Raw genomic sequence first — 19,430 nt, forward strand, 5'->3', positions numbered from 1 at the left:
ACCTTTTCATCTTTCTATATAACGGTGCCGGCATAAGCATCGGCATTCTCCCCTTTCTTTTGATATGATATAAGAATAAGGAGGCCGTGCGATGAACCTGGAACATTTGAGAGCCTTTTATATCCTGGCAGATCACCAAAGTTTTTCCGAAACAGCAAAAATTCTGCATCTGGCCCAGCCGACAGTCAGCATGCAGATCAAACAACTCGAGCAGGCACTGGAGGCAACCCTGTTTGAACGGACAACAAAAAGTGTGAAGTTAACACCTTCAGGAGAGATTTTATATAAGTATGCGGATCAGATTTTTTCGCTTGTGAAACAGACGGAAAAAGAACTGGACAGTTTATCTGAAACCATTCACGGCGACCTCGATATAGGGGCCAGTCTGACCATAGGAGAACATATTCTTCCTTACGTGCTGGGACAGTTCCGCAAAGAATATCCTAATATCCAGATGAAATTAAAAGTGTATAATTCGGAGCAGATTATGGAACATCTGGGCAATGATGATATTGATCTCGGATTTATCGAGTCCACCAAGTCGTACCCTGATTATGATCAGCTTGCCTTTTTGGAAGATGAACTGGTTGTGACAACAGGGACTTCGGTTTCTTCCCCTGTCAGTCCGCAGAAACAGACGATCCAGCCTGAGGAACTGTTTGAATTTCCGATTATTATGAGGGAACCGGGATCGGGGACGAGGCAGGTTGTGGAGCAGCATCTAAGGAATAACGGCCTGCACCCGGAAAAACTGGATGTCATCATGGAACTCGAGCATACCGAATCAATCAAATCCGCCGTCGAATCCGGCCTTGGTATTATGATTATTTCACGGAATGCCATCCAAAAAGAGCTCGAACTCGGCACGCTCCGGGAGATTCCGATTAACGGAATCCGTCTCCGCCGATTCTTCTACGCGGTTTACAATAAAGAGAAATTAACGTTGCCGGGTGAAACCTTTTTATCGTTTATTCAAACGTATTATGTAAATGAAAACTTTCAGTTGTGAAACCATTCTATGCTGATCCGGTTAGTGCCTGCAATCAGACAGAAAAAAATGTGTTGCTTCAATATGCAGCACAGACAGAAAGAAGGGGCTGTCCCTTACCAGGAACGCCCCTTCTTTCATCCTTCACCTGCTGGCGAGGTCATTATTATTACTTAAATACCTGCTTCAACTGCTTCACAACATTTTCCGCTGTAAATCCGTATTTTTCTACGACAGTATCTCCTGGAGCGGACGCACCGAATGTTTCAATCCCAAACACGTATCCATGATCCCCTGTATACTTGTCCCAGCCGAGTGGGCTTGCCATTTCAAACGCTGCGCGCTTTTTAATTTCCGGTGGAATGACCGACTTCTTATACTCATCGGTCTGCTGCTCAAACAAGTCCCATGACGGCATACTGACAACATTCGGACGGTATCCTTCTTCTTTGAGCTTAGCGGCAGCTTCCAGTGCCAGAGCCACTTCGGATCCGGAAGCAAGCAGAACCAGATCGGGACTGTCCGATTGCGAGACGAGATAGGCACCCCTGGACATGCCTTCTTCCACTTCTTCCAGAGAAAGCGGAAGGGATGGAAGCTTCTGCCTTGAAAAGATTAACGCAGACGGCTGTGATTGATTCGATAACGCTGTTTTCCAGGCTGCCGCTGTCTCTTTCGCATCAGCCGGACGGAGCACGTTCACATTCGGCATAGCGCGTAACGATGCAACATGTTCCACCGGTTGATGCGTCGGACCATCTTCACCTACCGCTATGCTGTCATGGGTGAAGACATAGGTTACCGGGTTTTTCATAATGGCTGACGTCCGGATGGCTGAACGCATGTAATCGGAAAAGGTCAGGAACGTTCCGCCGTATACATGCAGTCCCCCATGCAGAGCCATTCCGTTTAATGCGGCTCCCATGCCGAACTCTCTTACACCGAACCATATATTTCTTCCGCTGTAATCGCCTTTTTTCATGTCCTCTTCTGCATCGATCATCGTTTTATTGGAAGAGGCAAGATCAGCAGAACCTCCCACAACGGACCTCAGATGAGAAGCAAGTGACTGAATCACTTCACCGGAGGCGGCTCTGGTGGCTTTTTTGCCTTCCACCTCCAGCTCTTGAAAAATGGAATCCCATAGGTTTTCACTGATCTCGGCATGCCCCTGTTCCCAGCTTTCATACAGCTCCGGATATTTTGTGCGGTATTCCTGCATCATCCGGTTCCACGCTTCTTCTTCTTTTTCAGCTTGTTGTTGCAGGGAAGACATATGATCCCGAACCGTTTCCGGTACGTAAAACGGCTCTTCCTGTGTCCAGCCGTAGGCTTTCTTAACCTCTTCTATTTCTTCTTCACCCAATGGAGCGCCGTGGGAAGCGGATGATCCGCCCTTTGTCGGTGCTCCGTAACCGATGACGGTTTTCACTTCAATGAAAGTCGGCTGCAACGTATTCTCTTTTGCCTGCTCCAGCGCATGTTCGACAGCTTCGGTATCATTGCCGTCTTCCACATAGAGTACCTGCCAGCCGTAACTTTCGAAACGCTTCTGCGCGTCATCGGAATAAGCTTTCTCGAGATCTCCATCGAGTGAAATATCATTGGAATCATACAGCCAGACGAGCTTTCCTAGTCCAAGGTGACCTGCCAGTGCCGCAGCTTCATGAGATATTCCTTCCATGAGGTCTCCGTCACTGCAGATCGCGTACGTCCAGTGGTCCACTACAGGAAAATCCGGACGGTTGTATACAGAAGCCAGATGCCTTTCTGCCAGTGCCATTCCCACGCTCATCGCTATACCCTGTCCAAGCGGACCGGTTGTTGCTTCGATGCCGGGAGTATCACCAACCTCCGGATGGCCCGGCGTTTTACTGTCCCACTGCCTGAATGATTTCAAATCATCCATCGTCACGTCATAGCCGAATAGATGCAGCAGGCTGTACTGCAGCATCGAGCCGTGGCCCGCTGATAAGATGAAACGGTCCCGGTCTTTCCAGGATGGGTTACCGGGGTTCTTTTTGAGAAAACGAGACCACAGCACGTACGCCATCGGAGCCGCTCCCATCGGCATGCCGGGGTGTCCGGACTGTGCTTTTTCGACACTGTCGATGGAGAGCATCCGGATTGTTTGTATGGTTTCCTGTTCTACATTTTTCAAAATGGATGATGTCACGTAACGATTCTCCTTTCTATGATTAATTTGTGAAACCGAGATTACAACGCATTTCCGGAAAGCTGTGATTTTACATGGACGGACTCAACGACGTGGTACTGCCGGTCCACTGCCAGGAAAGTGTGGGACTGCAGCATCTCTTCATTGATTGACTTGACACCTTTTAACAGCGGGCCGTCTGTAATTCCGGTTGCGGCAAAAAAGCACTGATCCGTGGAAACGATATCATCAAGCGTCAAATAACGGTCCGGATCGGCGATTCCCATATCCCGGCAGCGGTTATACTGTTCTTTGTCTGCAGGCCGCAGTCTTCCCTGAAAATCACCGCCCAGGCTTCTCATCGCAACAGCTGCAATCACGCCCTCTGGTGCTCCGCCTGTTCCAACAAGCATATCAACGTCTTTTCCCTCTACTGCTGTGGCAACGATGCCGGTAATATCCACATCCGAAAATAACGTGACGCTGGCTCCCATGCGCTGGATGGCCTGAATCAGGGACTGATGCCGTTCTCGATCCTGCACCAGCACATTCAATTGGGAAATGGATTTTCCGAGTGCTTCTGAAACCGCTGTTACGTTTGCTTCTATAGAAGCACTTACATCTATTCTGCCTTTGGCTTTCGGGCCTACGGCTATTTTATCCATGTACATATCCGGAGCATGCAGCAAACATCCGCGCTCGGCAGCGGCTAATACAGCTATGGCATTTCCCTGCCCTTTTGATACAAGCGTCGTTCCATCAATGGGGTCTACTGCAATATCGACTGTGGGATCCTCAGATGCTCCAAGTTCTTCCCCGATATAAAGCATCGGAGCATTGTCCATTTCTCCTTCTCCGATCACCACTCTTGAATGGGCATTCAGTGAATGAAGCGTTCCCCTCATCGCTTCAGTAGCTTTATGATCGGCAAGTATTTTGTCGCCTTTGCCAATGTAGGGAAAAACAGAGATAGCTGCTTCCTGGGTGACGTTTAAAAACGACATCGCTAACGACTGCATCCAACCCCTCCTTTTTTGAAAAAGAATAACCGTCAGGCTATCCCAACGGTTATGACAACCACTAAGAGATACAACGAGTACTCTATTGTGCCTTCGCTCCATATTCTTCTTCTTTATCTATGATCTTCTGTACTTTCCGGCCGGAGCTTCCTCCGTTGAATGTAACACCAAGATAACTTTCGACAACTTTCTTTGCGACTTCCGGCCCGATAATCTGGGCGCCCATGGTCAGGATCTGTGCGTCGTTACTTAACTGTGCTCTTTCTGCGGAATACGTATCATGACAGAGAGCAGCCCGGATGCCCGGTACTTTGCCGGCCGATATCGCAACCCCAATGCCCGTGCCGCAGATTAGAATGCCGCGGTCTGCTTTTTCCGCTGAAATATCCTCGGCAACATCAAACGCCACATCGGGATAATCCACCGCCTCGCAACTGTAGCACCCGTAGTCTTCCACCTCATGGCCCAGTTCCTGAATATATTGCTTCACGTCTTCTTTTAAATAAAATGCATTATGATCGCTTCCGATTGCTACCTTCATTTTTTTATTCCCCTCTCTTTTATTTAATTTCATTTTATATTTATAATTTTCGTTTGTCAATTAATACTTTCGTTTATTTTCAAATGAAAACCTCTTTGTGTTTCAAAAGAGGTTTATTCCGACAGGAGGAAAAGGGAGAGTTCTGGTATGACAACAATGATGAATAAACTAAGCAGCATCGCAAAGAAAAATGGAATAACCGCGCGTGATATCACTCCGATACTGAGACCCGTTATGCCGGAACCGACAAACAGGTTCACACCCAGCGGCGGCGTTATAAATCCGATAGACAAATTGGTAATCATCAGGACACCAAAATGAATAGGGTGGATACCAAGCTGCGTTATAACCGGGAACAGAATCGGCGTCAAGATGACAATAGCCGCCACGGTGTCCATAAACATTCCTACTATCAATAGTAGAACGCATATCAGAAGGATAATAATGATAGAATTGGAAGAAATATTTGTTAAAAATGCGGCGACCTTATTCGGTATCTGTTCCAAGGTTAATATCTGCCCAAAGGCCGTAGCCGCTGCAATAACGATAATGATGGTGGCACTGGTTAGTGATGCTTTCGTGATAATTCCCGGCAGATCTTTAATCCGGAGCTCACGATAGACAAACATGCTTACAAACCATGCGTATACCACCGCAATGATGGCTGCTTCGGTGGGTGTGAAAACCCCGCTGTAAATACCCCCGAGTATAATAATGGGAGTCAGCAGTGCCCATTTTGCCCGATTCACATGAATGAGGAGTTTCTTGAAAGAAAACGTTTCTCCAAGTCCTCTGTACCCATTCTTTTTGGAATAAATATAACACCATGCGACAAGCATTCCACCTACAAAAATCCCTGGTATAATACCCGCTAAAAACATATCTCCTACCGACACACCAGCTGATACCCCGTACATAATCATCGGGATACTCGGCGGAATAATAATGCCAAGTGAACCGGCGGATACTACCACCGCGGTAGAGAACTTTTTGTCATAACCTTCTTCGATCATAGTGGGTATCATTAAGCCTCCGACAGCTGCTACTGTCGCCGGCCCGGATCCTGAAATAGCCGCGAAAAACATGGAAGTAAGAACAGCTACAACGGCCATACCGCCGGTAATGTTACCAACCAGTACTTTACCGAGATCCATCAGACGCCTGGATATCCCGCCGCCGCTCATCAACTCTCCGGCTAAGATAAAAAACGGGACGGCCAGCAGCGGAAATGAATCAACAGAGGTGACCAGGTCACGAAACAGAGAGTCTGCTGAAATCGGCGGTATGAATAACACGGTAATAAAGGAAGCCAAGCCAAGGGCTATACCAATAGGTACGGTAAGTATGAGTAATAAGGCAAGTACTCCAAATAAAATTAGTGATGTCATTCTTCATCAACCTCGTTCGTGTGTCTTGGCGATAGAACCTTCCATTGATCCTGTATAATTCTGATGCTTGTAAGTGTAAAGCCGACAAGGGTCGACGCATACACCCACGCATAGGAAATGTTTAATCCAGGTGTTGTCCGTGCAACCGAGTCCATCGTATTGAATCCGTAGTACACAGCAGCAACGGAAAAAACAAGAAAAAGCACATTAGATATTGTACGTATTACAAGTTTTCCTTTTCTTTTAAAAACCATCGACAACGTGTCGATTTTCAGATGCTTATTATTTTTCACCGCGTAGCTCACTCCGATAAATACCGACCAGATAAATAAATAACGGGCCAGCTCCTCTGTCCACGGAAGTGAGTTGCTGAAAACATAGCGCATGACGATTTGAAAGAAAAGAGTAAAAACAATCGTTACTGTCGTAATAATTAACAAATACTCTTCGATGTATCTATCCAGAAAACGAAGGATTTTCATATTTATCCCTTACTTTCTCCCTTAAGGATATTAGGAATCGGGAGAGGAGAAGAGTTTTCTCTTCTCCCGGCATGTCCTACCTGGCGTCTTCTACAGCCTGCTGCAGTTCTTCCATAAATTCAGCTCCGTATACGTCTTCATACTTGTCGTACACTGACTGTGTTGCTTCTCTAAATGGTTCTTTTTCCGGTTCATTAATTTCCATCCCCTGTTCTTCCAGGTCAGTCAAGAGCTGTTCTTCATTCTCCTGATTGGCATCACGGTGATACTGACTGGCATCGCTGGCTGCCTGCTGCACTACTTCCTGCTGATCACCGGAAAGAGACTGCCAGAACTCATCAGAAATAGCCAGTGGCAGCGCATTGTACTGATGGCCGGTCAGGGAAAGATAGTCCTGCACTTCATAAAAACTGGCTGCATGAATATTAGCAAGAGGGTTTTCCTGTCCATCTACTGTGCCCTGCTGCAGTCCCAGATACAATTCGCCGAATGCCATTGGAGTGGCGTTGGCTCCGAGCGCATCAAGAGTGTCAATCGATACGTCAGCTTCCGGTGTACGGATACTTAATCCATCAAGGTCATCCGGGCTTTCAATCGGATGCTGACTGTTTGTAATATGACGGATACCATTCTCAAAGTAGCTTAAGATGCGGATATTATCTTCCAGCAATGGTTCTGCTACACGATCTCCCATCGGACCATCGAGAACTTCCCAGGCGTGTTCATATCCATCAAAAAGATAAGGCAGTGCTGTCGCTCCAATAAGATCATTATATTGGGTGTAAATGCCAGCACCGGCAAGCGCCATATCCAGATCATTCAGAGATATGTTTTCAATCATCTCTGATTCGCTTCCAACCTGCTCATTCGGATAGACTTCGACTGTAAGAGAGTCGGAATTTTCTTCGACTATACTTTTGAATTCCATAACCGCCTCGTGTCTCAAATTGGATTCAGCAGCGCCGTGACCAAACTCAATGGTTACTGACTCTTCCGAGTTTCCCCCTTCACTGCCGCCGCTTGTTTCTCCTGATTCTCCGGATTCACTGCCACCCGAACATCCGGCGGCAAATGTCAGACCTACAGCTGCTGCAATACCTGCGTATAATCTATTTTTTTTCATTATTAATGTCTCCCCTTTTTTACTGAATAATCGTTAGATACTCTTTAGAATAGTTTCAAATGAGGATAAGTCCCAAGCCGCTCTTCCAATAAACAAGCCGTCCACTTCATTTACATGCAAGTACTCCTTAAAGTTCTGTTGATTCACACTCCCTCCATAAAGTAATGGAATGTCTGCTGCCGCACTGCCGAATTGTTCTCTCAATTTCTCCCGGATAAATTGGTGGGATTCTTCCACATGTTCCGGTGTTGCCGGCTTTCCATGCTCACCGATGGACCACACCGGCTCATAAGCAATCCAGACTCGTTGAACCTCATCATAAGAAAGCCCTTCCAAAGAAATTTTCAATTGAGCGCTCAATTTTTCCCGGCCCACCCCCTTTTCTTTTTCATCAAGGGTTTCTCCGATGCAGATTAAAGGGGTCATGTTATAGGAAAGAGCTGCTTCAGCCTTCTTCTGTACAGCATCGTCTGTTTCATTAAACAGCTGTCTCCGTTCCGAATGACCCAGCTCTACCATATCCACGCCTATCTCCTCCAGCATAACCGGGGAAATTTCTCCGGTATAAGGTCCGTACGGCTCGGCATGCATATTCTGTGCTCCCAGTTTAATATCTGCTCCTTCCAACTCCTGTTGCAGCGGATGCAGTGATGTAAAAGGAGGAATAATAAATAATTCGATACGGTCGGAAATGTCTGCACGGATCTGCTTCAGCTTCCGGCAGTACTCCCTTCCTTCTTTAATCGTTTTATGCATTTTCCAGTTTGTCCCGATGTAAACTTTCTGATTATCCTTCATGCTGTTCGACCCATTCCCTCATGCTTTTGAAGATCAGCCACACCGACGTAGCACCGGCATCCTGGTATCCTTTCGTGCGGTCCCCCAATGTTTTCGCGCGGCCGTGCTTGGCAGTAATCTGTTTCGTCTCCTCTACCCCGTTCCACGCTGCTTCTTCTGCATGCTTGAGAACCACTGCCAGTGTCAATTCCTTAGAGGAATCCGCTTCCAGGGACTGTACTGCCGGATCCAACGCATCGATCATCGTTTTATCACCGACATCAGCCTTTCCTCTTTTTTTCACAGAATCGAGCGAACCTCTGAAAATCTCTGACAGTCCGGTATGATCAATAGAAGATTTGGATTCCAGCTGCTTCACGCCGTCACTGAACATCGTGCCGAAAATGATCCCGGATGCTCCTCCCATTGATTTCATCATCTCCATGCCGGTTGTTTTAAAGACATCATTTACTGTTTCAAATTCAGACTCCTGTAGTTTTTTCGTAAACGCTTCCGCTCCGGTGGCCATGCCTGTTCCATGATCCCCATCACCAATTTCAGCGTCGATTTCTCCCAGATAGTCTTTGGAGGCGGTAATGTTTTCACCGACGTAAAGCAGCATTTGTTTCACATCATCAACACTTAAATGATTCATTGTCTGCTTTTCCATGTTTTCACTCCATTCCTTTATTTGTGGTAATACGGGGAATGAGCAGGTGCGTCATAATACGTTTTCAGTTCCTCATCCAGTTTGAGGATGGTAATAGAAAATCCGCCCATTTCCTGTGTCGTGCAGTAGCTGTTAACATCTGTGTCATACACCGTTATACCTTTGGCACGCAGCTCTTTGTGTACTTTCTGATTCGCAATGAGCAATTCCATCAATGTGGTGGATCCCAGTCCGTTCAGCAGAACGACTGCTTCATCACCGCTTTTCAGCTCCGCGTCGACCAACAGATGATCCAGCATTTCATCTGTTAAGTCATCGGCACTCATCATTTCTGCCCGGCGGATCCCTTTTTCGCCGTGGATGCCAAGCCCAAACTCAATTTGATTGTCAGGCAGTTCGAACATCGGTGCTTTTTTTCCAGGACTGGTTCCCGGTGATATACCCACGCCGATAGAATGGGTGTTTTCGTTTGCTTTTGCGGCTATCCGTGTTACTTCATCAAGGGACAAGCCGGCATCTGCTGCTGCTCCGGCTGCTTTCAGGACAAAAACATCCCCGGCGATACCGCGCCGCTCTTCTTTGTTTTCTTTCGAGGCAGAAGCTACGTCGTCTGAAACTTTAACCGTTCTGGTTTCAATGTCCTCCATTTCAGCCAGTTCAGAAGCCATATCAAAGTTGAGGACATCACCGGCATAATTGCCGTAAATATAAAGAACCCCGGCTTTGTTTTCAACGGCTTTGGTTACCTCAAGAATCGTGTCCGGGTTCGGAGCGGCAAAGACATTTCCCATCACTGCACCACTGGCCAGGCCCTTTCCGGCAAAGCCGACAAACAATGGTTCGTGGCCGGCGCCTCCACCTGTGATCACGGATACCTTATCTGGGTCCATATGCCGGTAAATCACTCCATTAACGCCGTCCACCCGTTCGTAATCATCAGCGTAAGCGTCAATAAATCCCTGAAGCGTCTCTTCCATTACGTTTTCTTCCTGATTCATTATTTTTTTCATAGGGAAGTCTCAAGCTCCTTTGTTAAAATAATGGAGCGGTTAAACGTGCTCCCGGTTTAATGCCTTTTTCATGTTTTTCAGGCTGCGCTCCATCCATTCATCTTCCACGTCAATCGTTTCCCGGATACTGTTCTGAAAAGGAAGCCACAATTCCACGATGGCGTTCACCTGTATGTTTTCTTTCTGCAGACTTTCCAGCAGATAGGTCACGTCCAGCTGTCCTTCCCCAACCGGGGCTCCGATTAAGTCAAAGCCGATCGATTTATCTTTGCGCTGAAACACGAAATCTTTCAAGTGAACATTGGTTGCATAGGAAACGCCCTGATCGATCACATCCCTTGGGAATTCCAGTTCCGATATGGAGTTGCCGGGATCCAGGCAGATACCGATATGAGAACTTGCGACCTCTTCCACAATATCCACGAGATCCCCGGTCTTAACGGGCTCGTATGTTTCAAGAGCCACTTTCACATCATGTTCCTCCAGATCCGGAACGACTTCTTTCAACCAATCTTTTGCTTCTGTCATCGAGGGATGGGCCTCTTTGCTGTGAACCATCGTTCTCAACGTTTTAGCGCCCAGCGTGCGGGCAATGCTGGTATATTTTCTTATATGATCCGGAGTGATGCCCTGGGTACCTGCTTCAAGCTCAATCCCCTCGCTGTCAGCGGCCTCTTTTACCTGTAACAGCTCCTCTTCCTTCAATTGTTCAATCGGGGGATGGTCGCAGATCTGAAAGACCTCGCCACCCAGCTCTTTTGTTTTGCGTACAAAGTAGAGGATTGTCTCGAGTCCAGGTTCCATCTCGTCCATTTCCCATCTGAACGCGTAAGTGCTTATACCTAATTTCATCATTTTCCCCCTATTATCTTCCGGGAGTGTCTGCCCCAAAGAATTAGTCTATATGAGAACCGCCATTAATATCGATTTCTTCACCAGTGATATAGCTTGATTCTTTTGTTGCCAGGAATGCCACCGCATTAGCCACATCTTCCACCGTACCTGCACGCTTCGCCGGAATATCATTTTCAAGCTGCTTTTTCTTTTCATCGGTCAGCATTCCACCGGTGATGTCCGTTGCTATTAATCCGGGAGCTACCGTATTACTGGTAATGCCAAACGAAGCCATTTCACGTGCAACCGCTTTAGAAAATCCTGTAACAGCTGCTTTGGCTGCCGAATAATGGGAGCCGCCGAATATCCCGCCGCCTCGTTTACCGGAAACAGAACTAAGATTGACAATTCTTCCATAGTTGTTTTCCTTCATATGAGGAAGCAGATGCTGGGTGACGAAGAAGGTTCCTTTCATATTCACATCAAAAATCAGGTCCCACTCCTCTTCCGAAATATCCAGTACTCCGGTCGGCCGTGTGATGCCGGCATTGTTCACCAGAATGTCTATTTTACTGAATTTTCCGATTAATTCGTCTAATGATTGCTTTACTTTCTCTTCACTCGTAACATCCAACACTGCGGAGTAGGCACTGCCTTTTTCCTGGTCTATATCTTTCACGGCATTTTCGAGCATTTCCTGATTAATATCTGCGATGATTACAGTACCACCGCCTTGGCTGATCTGTCTGGCAATCTCTCTGCCAATTCCGCGTTTTGATGCTGCCCCCGTAACTAGTGCTGTCTGTCCTTCAAAATTCATCGTGTCATCCTCCTCTATGTATTTTGTTAACGTTCATTCATTTTCGGTCTGTCCGGAAATGATTGACAAATGGTTAATGTAAGTTAAACTGAAATAAGTAAAACGTTTAACCTCTGTTAGTACACACAATAAATTGTGAAAGCGCTTTTGTCAAACTCTTTTTTCGATTCCTTTTGTTTTGCTTTATTTGGAAATTGTTTTATCATATAAAGAAAGCGGTTCAACAGAAGGTGATTGGGAGGTTTATACCGAATGAAAGTAACAATGAAAAAGATTGCAGAAGAGGTGGGTGTTTCTGTTACGACAGTGTCGCACGTAGTAAACGGCACCAAAAAAATCTCCTCTGAAAAATACAATCAAATCATGGAGATTATTAGAAAACATAATTACGTGCCAAACTATTCTGCTAAAAATCTGCGCAGCCAGTCCACGAAAACTGCAGGACTGATTGTGCCGAGTTTTCCTGACTCCTATGTTACCGGCTATATCAACAGTATCAGCAGGCGAGCCAAGGAAATGGGATACAATCTGCTGTTCATCAACACAGACGAGGACGTGGATTATGAACAGGAAACTCTTAAACTGCTGCACTCCAACATGGCGGACGGCATTATTTTGTCCCCTTCAGCTAAAATCGAGGAGTACGGAAGCTACAGCGAAGAACTTCTTGACAGTTCGCTTCCTATTGTGCTGATAAGCCGTTATCATGAGGCTTTTCAACATGCTCCTTTTGTGACGCAGGATGACTTCCAGGCAGGGTATGATGCTGCCATCCATCTACTCCAGCACGGGCATCGTGATATCGGTCTGATTTATGCAGTCAGCGGCATTTCACCTACCAAGTACCGTATAGACGGCTATAAAAAAGCACTGGAAGAGTACGGGGTTTCATTTAATGAAAATTATCTGGAAAAGGGACACGCCACGGTTGAAGGCAGCCGCAAAGCTGTCAAATCACTTTTGGAGAAAAACAGGGAAATCACAGCTGTGTTTGTCCTCAGCGACCTGATGACTATTGGAACAATGTCCGGATTAAAAGAAATGAACAAAAAAATTCCTGACGAAGTGGCCTTGATCGGCTTCGGCGATTTCCCGTCAGCATCGATTATGGATCCTCCCGTCACAAATATCAGTCTATCACCTGACACACTGGGACAAACGGCATTTGACTTGCTGCTGAACAAAATTAACAATCCCGGCTATGATAAAACGGTTCATATCCCCAACTTTCTAATCACCCGAAAATCATGCGGATGTTGATATTTCTACAGAGTATCTAAACAGAAAAATTAAAGGTTAAACGTTTAACATTCTATATAAAAAATTGAATGATTTTTTACTTTTGCTTATCTTCATTTTTTTTCATATCATAGAGATAGGAAGCGATAAAAAGTAGGTGAACGTATGGGAAAACTGTTCGTAACAGAAAGACGCCATAAGATTATGGAAATATTGAACACGGAAAGACGACTGACAGTGAAAAGACTGTCCGGGGAATTAGACGTGTCAGAAGTCACCCTCCGCTCCGACTTAAAGGAAATGGAGAAAGAAGGTCTCTTGAAGCGTACCCACGGCGGCGCGGTTCTGCCTTCATACCCCGAGGAGGAAGTATCCTTTTCAACCAGGGAAAAGCAGAACAAAGACGAAAAAGAAATTATTGCACAGCAGGCGCTCGATATTATTAACGAAGGACAGTGTATTCTGCTCGATGCAAGCTCCACGGCTCTTGAACTTGCAAAATTGTTAAAACAGACCAGCATGAAGTTGACTGTCGTCACAAGCGGCATCTATACCGCGCTTGAACTAAGAGAAAACCCGGATCTGACTGTCATTTTACTCGGCGGGGTTGTACGGAAGGGGTCCAGCTCCCTCGAAGGTATACTCGGGTCCAGCATCCTGGAACAGGTTTACGTCGACCTCATGTTCACTTCCGGTAATGGCTTTACATTTGATACCGGTCTTACGGATTTCAATGTGTATGAAGTCGAATTAAAGACAGAAATGGTAAAAAAAGCGACATCTCTTGTTGCCTTAATGGACCATTCCAAGATCGGCAAAAGTTCGATTTCTTCTTTCGCCGATACTGCAGACATTTCTTATTTCATCACGGACCAACCGCTGAGCGAAAAGCAGCAGGCTGACTTTGATAACCAGAACATTGAAGTACTATGCCCGGTTGAGGCATAGAAAGGGGGTTTATGAAATGAGTGAACACAAAAGCAATATCACCATCAGCATTGCTGAATCGCAAACGATTGTGGAATTAAGTACATTACTTCAGAAATACCAGTCTGAAGTCTATCTCATCAACCAGACCGAGGGAAATGTGCAGGAAGTGAATGTGAAAAGTCTGTTGGGACTTGTGACACTGCATCTTCAGAACGGAGATACGGTCACTGTCCGGGCGGTTGGAGAGGACGCGGAGGAAGCTGCTCAGGAAGTTATTGATTTTTTTACAGAGTAGCAGGAATCGAGGTTGAGACAAAATTCTCCTTTGAATGTAAAATTCCGGACGATTCAACGTTGAATCGTTCGGAATTTTATGTTGCGGTGCATCCTGCACCGGCAGGAAGTTTCTTCTTCCCATGCTCCATCGTTACTAGAAAAAGAGCTGTACCTTTTGATACATCTCCGTCGATTGAATAGGATACAGTTCAATCCATTTCACTCCAGTACAAAATAAATGTCGTGCCGGTTCCCTCCTTACTTTCAACGGATATCCCCCCGTGATGGGCATCCATAATCGACCTCGAAATGGAAAGTCCCAGTCCCGCCCCGCCGCTTCGGCGGCTGCGGGAGGAATCTTCCCTGTAAAACCGATCAAAAATATGTTTCTGATTTTCTGCACGGATACCGGGACCGTTATCCTGAATCCTTAACTGTACGCCGTCTCCGGTTTGTTCCAGGAACAATTCAATTTTTCCGTCCTCTGCATCTGTATGCTCCACAGCATTATGAAAGAGGTTCAGAATAACCTGTCGTGTTTTATCCGCATCACACATGATGTCAACATCGTCTGCCAAGTCCATGACCAAATGCCGGTTTCCTGCGAGAAATGCAAGCTGTGGTTCCATATCCCGGATAAGCATGCTCAAATTCGTATGCTGGAGTTCAAGTTCCGGAGTCTGGTCGAGCTTGGCTAACAACAACAGTTCTTCCACCAGTTTCATCACCCGTCTTGTTTCCCCATGCATACTGTGCAACGCCTTAGATAACTGCTCCGGTTTCTGTGCCGCGCCACGGAGCAGCACTTCCAGATACCCATGAACAGAAGTGATCGGTGTCCGCAGCTCATGGGAGGCGTCTGCAATAAAACGCCGCATCTGTTCCTTTGTTTCTTTTTCCTGCTCAAACGATTCATTCAACCTCTCCAGCATGTCATTAAACGACCGGCTCAGACGGTCGATCTCCTCCTGACCCTGTGAATCTGGAATTCTGTCATCCAGACGGTCTGCATTCATATGTTTGACGGATTCTACGATATTGGAGAGCGGGCGCAGCGTTTTGCGGATCACGGAGAAATAAATCACGAGACCTGCCGCCAGAGCCAGAGCAGACAAGGAAACAAAAATCAGCAGCTGGCGCCACAGAAGCTGCTGCAAAGGCGCGGTGCTTACTCCCATCTGAATGATCTGAACGTCTCCGGCCTCCACCCCGCCTGGACGCTGAAAGGCAGGACGAAACACCACCATCTGCCTGTTTCCGTTCGGATCCGTCGTAACAACATGCTGCTGCAGGTCTTCAGGCTCCATCATCTGCTCATAGGTGTCTTCGCTTAACTGCGGAACCGCCAGACCATCTTCTCCCAATACATTTGAGGCTTCTCCATCCTCAATCAGACCGAGAGAAAATTCCTGTACAAAAATAGGTTCCGCGCCATTTTCCTGCCGGGGCTGCGGCAGGTTTTCCTCGTTGATCAGCCTTTCTGCCGGAATGGACATTAACCGGGCCTGAAGAGTTTCTGCTTCGTTCTGATACAGGAAACCTTTCATAACAAAAAACTGGAGAATGCCGATGATGAAAAGAATAAAAGATAAGATCAGCAGCATTCTGACAAGCAGCTGATACCGCAGCGACTGCGGGAGTTTCCATTTGAATGGAAGTATATTCATGAGATATCCAGCCGGTACCCGGCTCCCCTTACTGTCCGGATTCGTTCATGTCGTGAGTCTCCCAGTTTATCCCGGAGCGACCGTATGTAGACTTCCACAATATTGTCCTCTCCCTGAAACGTATAGCCCCACACTCTGTCCAGGATCATCAACTTGCTCAACACAATGCCGTAATTGAGCACGAGATATTTCAGCAGTTCATACTCCGTCGGCGACAGCGGCAGCGTTTCTCCGTTGTATTGAATCTCTCTGCGGCTGTCATCAATCGTGAAAGGCCCGTATACGACAACACTGAACAAGTCCGGAAACTGGTTACGGAGTCTTGCCTGAATCCTTGCCAGTAATTCTTCAAAGCTGAATGGTTTAACCAGATAGTCATCTGCCCCCAGTGTCAGTCCTTTCACCCGGTCATCTACCTGATCTTTGGCTGTCAGCATAATAACAGATAATGGTATGCCGCTCTTTTTTATCATGCGGCATACTTCAAACCCATCCATCCCGGGCATCATCACATCGAGGATCACCACGTGGGGCTGAAACGTGTTTACGAGATTTACGGCACTCATCCCGTCCTGCGCGGTTTCCACTTGATATCCTTCATTCTGCAGTCCGAGTTCCAGAAACTGCAGAATACTCTGTTCGTCATCCACAATCAGAATGTTCACCCCGGTATTGTCCATTCCCATCTTCCCTTCTGCTGTATAACTTGATTCCTATTATAAAACGGACCGCAATGAAAAAATATCATGTTCAGCGAACATTCAGCTGATATTCAAGACCGAATCAGTTCCATCTTCCATTTCACCCGCCCGAATATCTTCGGAATCCCCGAATGCCAGAGGTGTCATGTCGTAGCTACCTTCAATTTTCAATACAGCGATATCAGTGAGGGCATCTGTTCCAACCAGTCAGCTGTCACTTCTTTTCCATCGTTAAGGGAAACTTGAATTTCGGATGCCCCTTCTACTACGTGATTGTTTGTGACGATATAAGCGATATCATCCGTAACCTTATAGATGACACCTGTGAACCCGTTCCACTCTCTACCATCTCTATGACATTTTGGGACGGACCATTTTGCATTGCCATATTAACGACTCCGACTATTGCATTGGATGTATCAGCAACAATATCAGCAGTATATAAATTTGAATATTCATACATCTGTGATACATCGACATCAACCGCTTCTTCAAATGTACTTTCAACAGCAGTCAGATTCACATCTATATTGTCATCGTAAGAAATTATCCCTAACGTAAGCGCAGAACCTAAAACACCGGCGGACAAAGACAGCCCTATTAATTTAAAAAGGTACGGTTTTTTCTCTCATTTCCTGAGCCCTCGTTTCTTAAGATCTATATCTTTCACCAAACCTTTCGCTTATTTACCGTATCCATCCCGATGTGTCCGAAACCAATCCCAAGCGGTTTGAATCATCGTATCTAATCCCGCGTACTCTGGCTCCCATCTGAGCTCCTTGATCACTTTTTCTGAGGATGCAACAAGCTGAGCAGGATCGCCGGGCCTACGTGGAGCTACTTCAGCAGGGATGGGATGAGCGGTAACTCTTCGTGCTGTATCAATAACCTCTTTCACGCTGAATCCTCGTCCGTTTCCCAGGTTATAGATCGCGCTCTTCCCATCATTCGCCAATTTTTCAATAGCAAGAAGGTGTGCATCCACTAAATCATTGACATGGATATAATCACGGATACATGTCCCATCTTCTGTCGGATAGTCATCGCCAAAAATCATGATCTTCTCACGCTTTCCTTGGGCAACTTGTAAGACAATCGGGATCAAGTGGGTTTCAGGACGATGGTCTTCCCCAATCCTGCCATGCGGATCAGCACCTGCCACATTAAAGTATCGGAGCACTACATGCTTAATGTCGTGAGCTTGTTCTGCCCATTGAAGCATCTTTTCAATAACAAGTTTGGTTTCCCCATACGGATTGGTTGGTACTGCCCAAGCGTCTTCTTGAATCGGTACTTGCTTTGACTCTCCATAAACAGCAGCTGTTGAGGAAAAAACTATCCGTTTCACTTCATATTTCGCCATCGATTTTAAAAGACAGGTGGCACCGTGAACGTTGTTATCATAGTATTGTAAAGGATTTTCTACACTTTCTCCGACAAGGGAATCTGCCGCAAAGTGTATGACTGAGTGGATCTCGTTTTCTTGAAACACGCGATCGAGAAATGCTTGATCACGCAAGTCACCGTTGCAAAAGGTGACCCCGTCCAAAATCGCCTCACCGTGTCCTTTTTGTAAGTTATCCACTACGACCGCTTTTTCGTTACGATCGAGTAGTTGAGCAACAGCATGGCTTCCAATATATCCCGCTCCTCCACATACTAGAACCGTCATATCCTCTATCCCCCTCCAAACCATTACTTATATATGAATCTACTTCATCTTTATTCACAATTTTGAACGTCCAGCCACCAAAATCGGTGCGGAATTTTTAACAATACAAACGTTCCTTCACTATAAATAATCCCCCACAACTCCTTTTTTAGGTGTGACTAAATGTGATTATCACCTGCAGGAAATCCGAGCTATTTTATTTAGCCGCTTATTCTTTTTAGAACCTCGACTTTCACTTACACCTTCTTCATTACATGACACCTTTCTTTTCATTTTCGACAAAGTTTCTTAGCAATGCAAATAAATCTTCATTCAGATCCGAACGTTTCAATCCTAATTCTAGAGTAGCTTGTATATACCCAAGCTTATGGCCAACGTCATAGCGTTCCCCTTCTAATATAGATGCATTGATACATTCATACTCTAAAGATTCTTTTAAGGCGTCTGTTAGTTGATATTCGTCTCCAGCTCCTTTTTTCAAATCCCTTAAAAAACGAAAAATAGTTGGCTTTAAAACGTACCGCCCCATGATAGCTAGGTTGGAGGGTGCTTGATCTCTGGATGGCTTCTCAATTAAGTCCTCAATAACACAGGGGTTTTGACTTGATTGTCTAGGTTGAATAACGCCATACTTGCTCACATTATCATAAGGAACTTCTTGCACCCCCACAACAGATTGATTGGTTCGTTCGAAAACCTCTATCAACTGTTGAATCCCCGGAATAGAACTGTCCATAATATCATCACCTAGAAGGACAGCAAATGGCCCATCACCGACAAATTGTTCAGCACATAGAAGAGCATGACCTAAACCAAGAGGTTCTTTTTGACGTACGTACTGTATGGTCGCCATGGATGATATTTCAATTATTTCATTCAATTGAGCCTCTTTGTTTTTTGCTTCTAAATGCTGCTCCAATTCAACGGATCGATCAAAGTGATCTTCAATCGACTTTTTGTTCCTTCCTGTTACAAATAGAATGTGGTCAATGCCTGCTTCTACCGCTTCTTCCACAATATATTGAACCGCTGGTTTATCAACGATTGGCATCATTTCTTTGGGTTGAGCCTTAGTTGCTGGTAAGAACCGTGTACCAAGTCCTGCCACTGGAATAATTGCTTTCTTTACTTTCATTAG

19 protein-coding genes are annotated in these 19,430 nt (G+C 45.9%); 4 read left to right on the top strand and 15 right to left on the bottom strand.

Annotated elements, in window-relative coordinates:
* Positions 1–91: 91 nt before the first annotated feature.
* The gene (locus tag ACFSUB_RS09745; RefSeq protein ID WP_380712987.1) at positions 92–1,009 is read left to right on the top strand and encodes a selenium metabolism-associated LysR family transcriptional regulator; all 918 of its coding nucleotides are present in this window, start codon (positions 92–94) and stop codon (positions 1,007–1,009) included.
* Positions 1,010–1,157: 148 nt separating this feature from the next.
* On the opposite strand, the gene tkt is transcribed toward ACFSUB_RS09745, so the two are convergent.
* The 11 genes from tkt to ACFSUB_RS09800 all read right to left on the bottom strand — a co-directional run bounded on the left by tkt (position 1,158) and on the right by ACFSUB_RS09800 (position 11,807).
* Entirely contained in the window at positions 1,158–3,164 is a 2,007-nt protein-coding gene (gene tkt, locus ACFSUB_RS09750; protein WP_380712988.1) for a transketolase, read from the bottom strand.
* 41 nt (positions 3,165–3,205) lie between these two features.
* The gene (gene glpX, locus ACFSUB_RS09755; protein WP_380712989.1) at positions 3,206–4,162 is read right to left on the bottom strand and encodes a class II fructose-bisphosphatase; all 957 of its coding nucleotides are present in this window, start codon (positions 4,160–4,162) and stop codon (positions 3,206–3,208) included.
* A gap of 82 nt (positions 4,163–4,244) precedes the next feature.
* Positions 4,245–4,703 (bottom strand): ribose 5-phosphate isomerase B, encoded by a 459-nt coding sequence (rpiB, locus tag ACFSUB_RS09760; protein ID WP_380712990.1) that lies wholly within the window; start codon positions 4,701–4,703, stop codon positions 4,245–4,247.
* A gap of 113 nt (positions 4,704–4,816) precedes the next feature.
* The gene (locus tag ACFSUB_RS09765) at positions 4,817–6,091 is read right to left on the bottom strand and encodes a TRAP transporter large permease (RefSeq protein WP_380712991.1); all 1,275 of its coding nucleotides are present in this window, start codon (positions 6,089–6,091) and stop codon (positions 4,817–4,819) included.
* On the bottom strand, positions 6,088–6,573 hold the full coding sequence (locus ACFSUB_RS09770) for a TRAP transporter small permease (protein WP_380712992.1): 486 nt from the start codon (positions 6,571–6,573) through the stop codon (positions 6,088–6,090). Before ACFSUB_RS09770 ends, ACFSUB_RS09765 begins: the two co-directional genes overlap by 4 nt.
* A gap of 76 nt (positions 6,574–6,649) precedes the next feature.
* A complete protein-coding gene (locus tag ACFSUB_RS09775; RefSeq protein WP_380712993.1) occupies positions 6,650–7,696 on the bottom strand; it encodes a TRAP transporter substrate-binding protein in 1,047 nt (348 codons plus the stop codon).
* A gap of 33 nt (positions 7,697–7,729) precedes the next feature.
* A complete protein-coding gene (locus tag ACFSUB_RS09780) occupies positions 7,730–8,494 on the bottom strand; it encodes a triose-phosphate isomerase (protein ID WP_380712994.1) in 765 nt (254 codons plus the stop codon).
* Positions 8,484–9,143, bottom strand: coding sequence for a dihydroxyacetone kinase subunit DhaL (gene dhaL, locus ACFSUB_RS09785; protein WP_380712995.1), 660 nt, complete (start codon positions 9,141–9,143; stop codon positions 8,484–8,486). Before dhaL ends, ACFSUB_RS09780 begins: the two co-directional genes overlap by 11 nt.
* Before the next feature lie 17 nt (positions 9,144–9,160).
* Positions 9,161–10,153 carry a dihydroxyacetone kinase subunit DhaK gene (locus ACFSUB_RS09790; RefSeq protein ID WP_380712996.1) on the bottom strand — a complete coding sequence of 331 codons (993 nt, stop codon included), beginning with the start codon at positions 10,151–10,153 and terminating at the stop codon, positions 9,161–9,163.
* A 39-nt stretch (positions 10,154–10,192) separates the two neighbouring features.
* Positions 10,193–11,008: a sugar phosphate isomerase/epimerase family protein gene (locus tag ACFSUB_RS09795; RefSeq protein ID WP_380712997.1), complete on the bottom strand. Its 816-nt coding sequence runs from the start codon at positions 11,006–11,008 to the stop codon at positions 10,193–10,195.
* Positions 11,009–11,048: 40 nt separating this feature from the next.
* Positions 11,049–11,807 (bottom strand): SDR family NAD(P)-dependent oxidoreductase, encoded by a 759-nt coding sequence (locus ACFSUB_RS09800; protein ID WP_380712998.1) that lies wholly within the window; start codon positions 11,805–11,807, stop codon positions 11,049–11,051.
* 252 nt (positions 11,808–12,059) lie between these two features.
* Between ACFSUB_RS09800 and ACFSUB_RS09805 the strand changes: the two genes are divergently transcribed.
* The 3 genes from ACFSUB_RS09805 (at position 12,060) to ACFSUB_RS09815 (ending at position 14,271) form a co-directional block, all read left to right on the top strand.
* Entirely contained in the window at positions 12,060–13,067 is a 1,008-nt protein-coding gene (locus tag ACFSUB_RS09805; RefSeq protein ID WP_380712999.1) for a LacI family DNA-binding transcriptional regulator, read from the top strand.
* Between the two features lie 144 nt (positions 13,068–13,211).
* The gene (locus ACFSUB_RS09810; RefSeq protein WP_380713000.1) at positions 13,212–13,994 is read left to right on the top strand and encodes a DeoR/GlpR family DNA-binding transcription regulator; all 783 of its coding nucleotides are present in this window, start codon (positions 13,212–13,214) and stop codon (positions 13,992–13,994) included.
* Positions 13,995–14,010: 16 nt separating this feature from the next.
* A complete protein-coding gene (locus ACFSUB_RS09815) occupies positions 14,011–14,271 on the top strand; it encodes an HPr family phosphocarrier protein (protein WP_380713001.1) in 261 nt (86 codons plus the stop codon).
* A 190-nt stretch (positions 14,272–14,461) separates the two neighbouring features.
* Here ACFSUB_RS09815 and ACFSUB_RS09820 read toward each other — a convergent pair whose 3' ends face one another.
* The 4 genes from ACFSUB_RS09820 to galU form a co-directional block, all read right to left on the bottom strand.
* A complete protein-coding gene (locus ACFSUB_RS09820) occupies positions 14,462–15,919 on the bottom strand; it encodes a sensor histidine kinase (RefSeq protein WP_380713002.1) in 1,458 nt (485 codons plus the stop codon).
* Positions 15,916–16,599: a response regulator transcription factor gene (locus tag ACFSUB_RS09825; RefSeq protein WP_380713232.1), complete on the bottom strand. Its 684-nt coding sequence runs from the start codon at positions 16,597–16,599 to the stop codon at positions 15,916–15,918. Before ACFSUB_RS09825 ends, ACFSUB_RS09820 begins: the two co-directional genes overlap by 4 nt.
* Positions 16,600–17,302: 703 nt before the next feature.
* The gene (gene galE, locus ACFSUB_RS09830; protein ID WP_380713003.1) at positions 17,303–18,292 is read right to left on the bottom strand and encodes a UDP-glucose 4-epimerase GalE; all 990 of its coding nucleotides are present in this window, start codon (positions 18,290–18,292) and stop codon (positions 17,303–17,305) included.
* Positions 18,293–18,542: 250 nt separating this feature from the next.
* Entirely contained in the window at positions 18,543–19,427 is an 885-nt protein-coding gene (gene galU / locus ACFSUB_RS09835; RefSeq protein ID WP_380713004.1) for a UTP--glucose-1-phosphate uridylyltransferase GalU, read from the bottom strand.
* Positions 19,428–19,430: the final 3 nt, after the last annotated feature.

Source organism: Salibacterium lacus (assembly GCF_042684865.1).
GTDB classification, from domain to species: Bacteria; Bacillota; Bacilli; order Bacillales; family Marinococcaceae; genus Salibacterium; species Salibacterium lacus.

Bases quoted from the DNA above. Each gene is read 5' to 3' on its own strand.
- ACFSUB_RS09815 (WP_380713001.1), top strand. From the start codon at position 14,011: ATGAGTGAACACAAAAGCAATATCACCATCAGCATTGCTGAATCGCAA.
- rpiB (WP_380712990.1), bottom strand. From the start codon at position 4,703: ATGAAGGTAGCAATCGGAAGCGATCATAATGCATTTTATTTAAAAGAA.
- ACFSUB_RS09825 (WP_380713232.1), bottom strand. From the start codon at position 16,599: ATGGACAATACCGGGGTGAACATTCTGATTGTGGATGACGAACAGAGT.
- dhaL (WP_380712995.1), bottom strand. From the start codon at position 9,143: ATGGAAAAGCAGACAATGAATCATTTAAGTGTTGATGATGTGAAACAA.
- ACFSUB_RS09775 (WP_380712993.1), bottom strand. From the start codon at position 7,696: ATGAAAAAAAATAGATTATACGCAGGTATTGCAGCAGCTGTAGGTCTG.
- ACFSUB_RS09790 (WP_380712996.1), bottom strand. From the start codon at position 10,153: ATGAAAAAAATAATGAATCAGGAAGAAAACGTAATGGAAGAGACGCTT.
- ACFSUB_RS09800 (WP_380712998.1), bottom strand. From the start codon at position 11,807: ATGAATTTTGAAGGACAGACAGCACTAGTTACGGGGGCAGCATCAAAA.
- ACFSUB_RS09745 (WP_380712987.1), top strand. From the start codon at position 92: ATGAACCTGGAACATTTGAGAGCCTTTTATATCCTGGCAGATCACCAA.
- galU (WP_380713004.1), bottom strand. From the start codon at position 19,427: ATGAAAGTAAAGAAAGCAATTATTCCAGTGGCAGGACTTGGTACACGG.
- ACFSUB_RS09795 (WP_380712997.1), bottom strand. From the start codon at position 11,008: ATGATGAAATTAGGTATAAGCACTTACGCGTTCAGATGGGAAATGGAC.
- ACFSUB_RS09770 (WP_380712992.1), bottom strand. From the start codon at position 6,573: ATGAAAATCCTTCGTTTTCTGGATAGATACATCGAAGAGTATTTGTTA.
- ACFSUB_RS09805 (WP_380712999.1), top strand. From the start codon at position 12,060: ATGAAAGTAACAATGAAAAAGATTGCAGAAGAGGTGGGTGTTTCTGTT.
- ACFSUB_RS09810 (WP_380713000.1), top strand. From the start codon at position 13,212: ATGGGAAAACTGTTCGTAACAGAAAGACGCCATAAGATTATGGAAATA.
- ACFSUB_RS09820 (WP_380713002.1), bottom strand. From the start codon at position 15,919: ATGAATATACTTCCATTCAAATGGAAACTCCCGCAGTCGCTGCGGTAT.
- ACFSUB_RS09765 (WP_380712991.1), bottom strand. From the start codon at position 6,091: ATGACATCACTAATTTTATTTGGAGTACTTGCCTTATTACTCATACTT.
- galE (WP_380713003.1), bottom strand. From the start codon at position 18,292: ATGACGGTTCTAGTATGTGGAGGAGCGGGATATATTGGAAGCCATGCT.
- glpX (WP_380712989.1), bottom strand. From the start codon at position 4,162: ATGCAGTCGTTAGCGATGTCGTTTTTAAACGTCACCCAGGAAGCAGCT.
- ACFSUB_RS09780 (WP_380712994.1), bottom strand. From the start codon at position 8,494: ATGAAGGATAATCAGAAAGTTTACATCGGGACAAACTGGAAAATGCAT.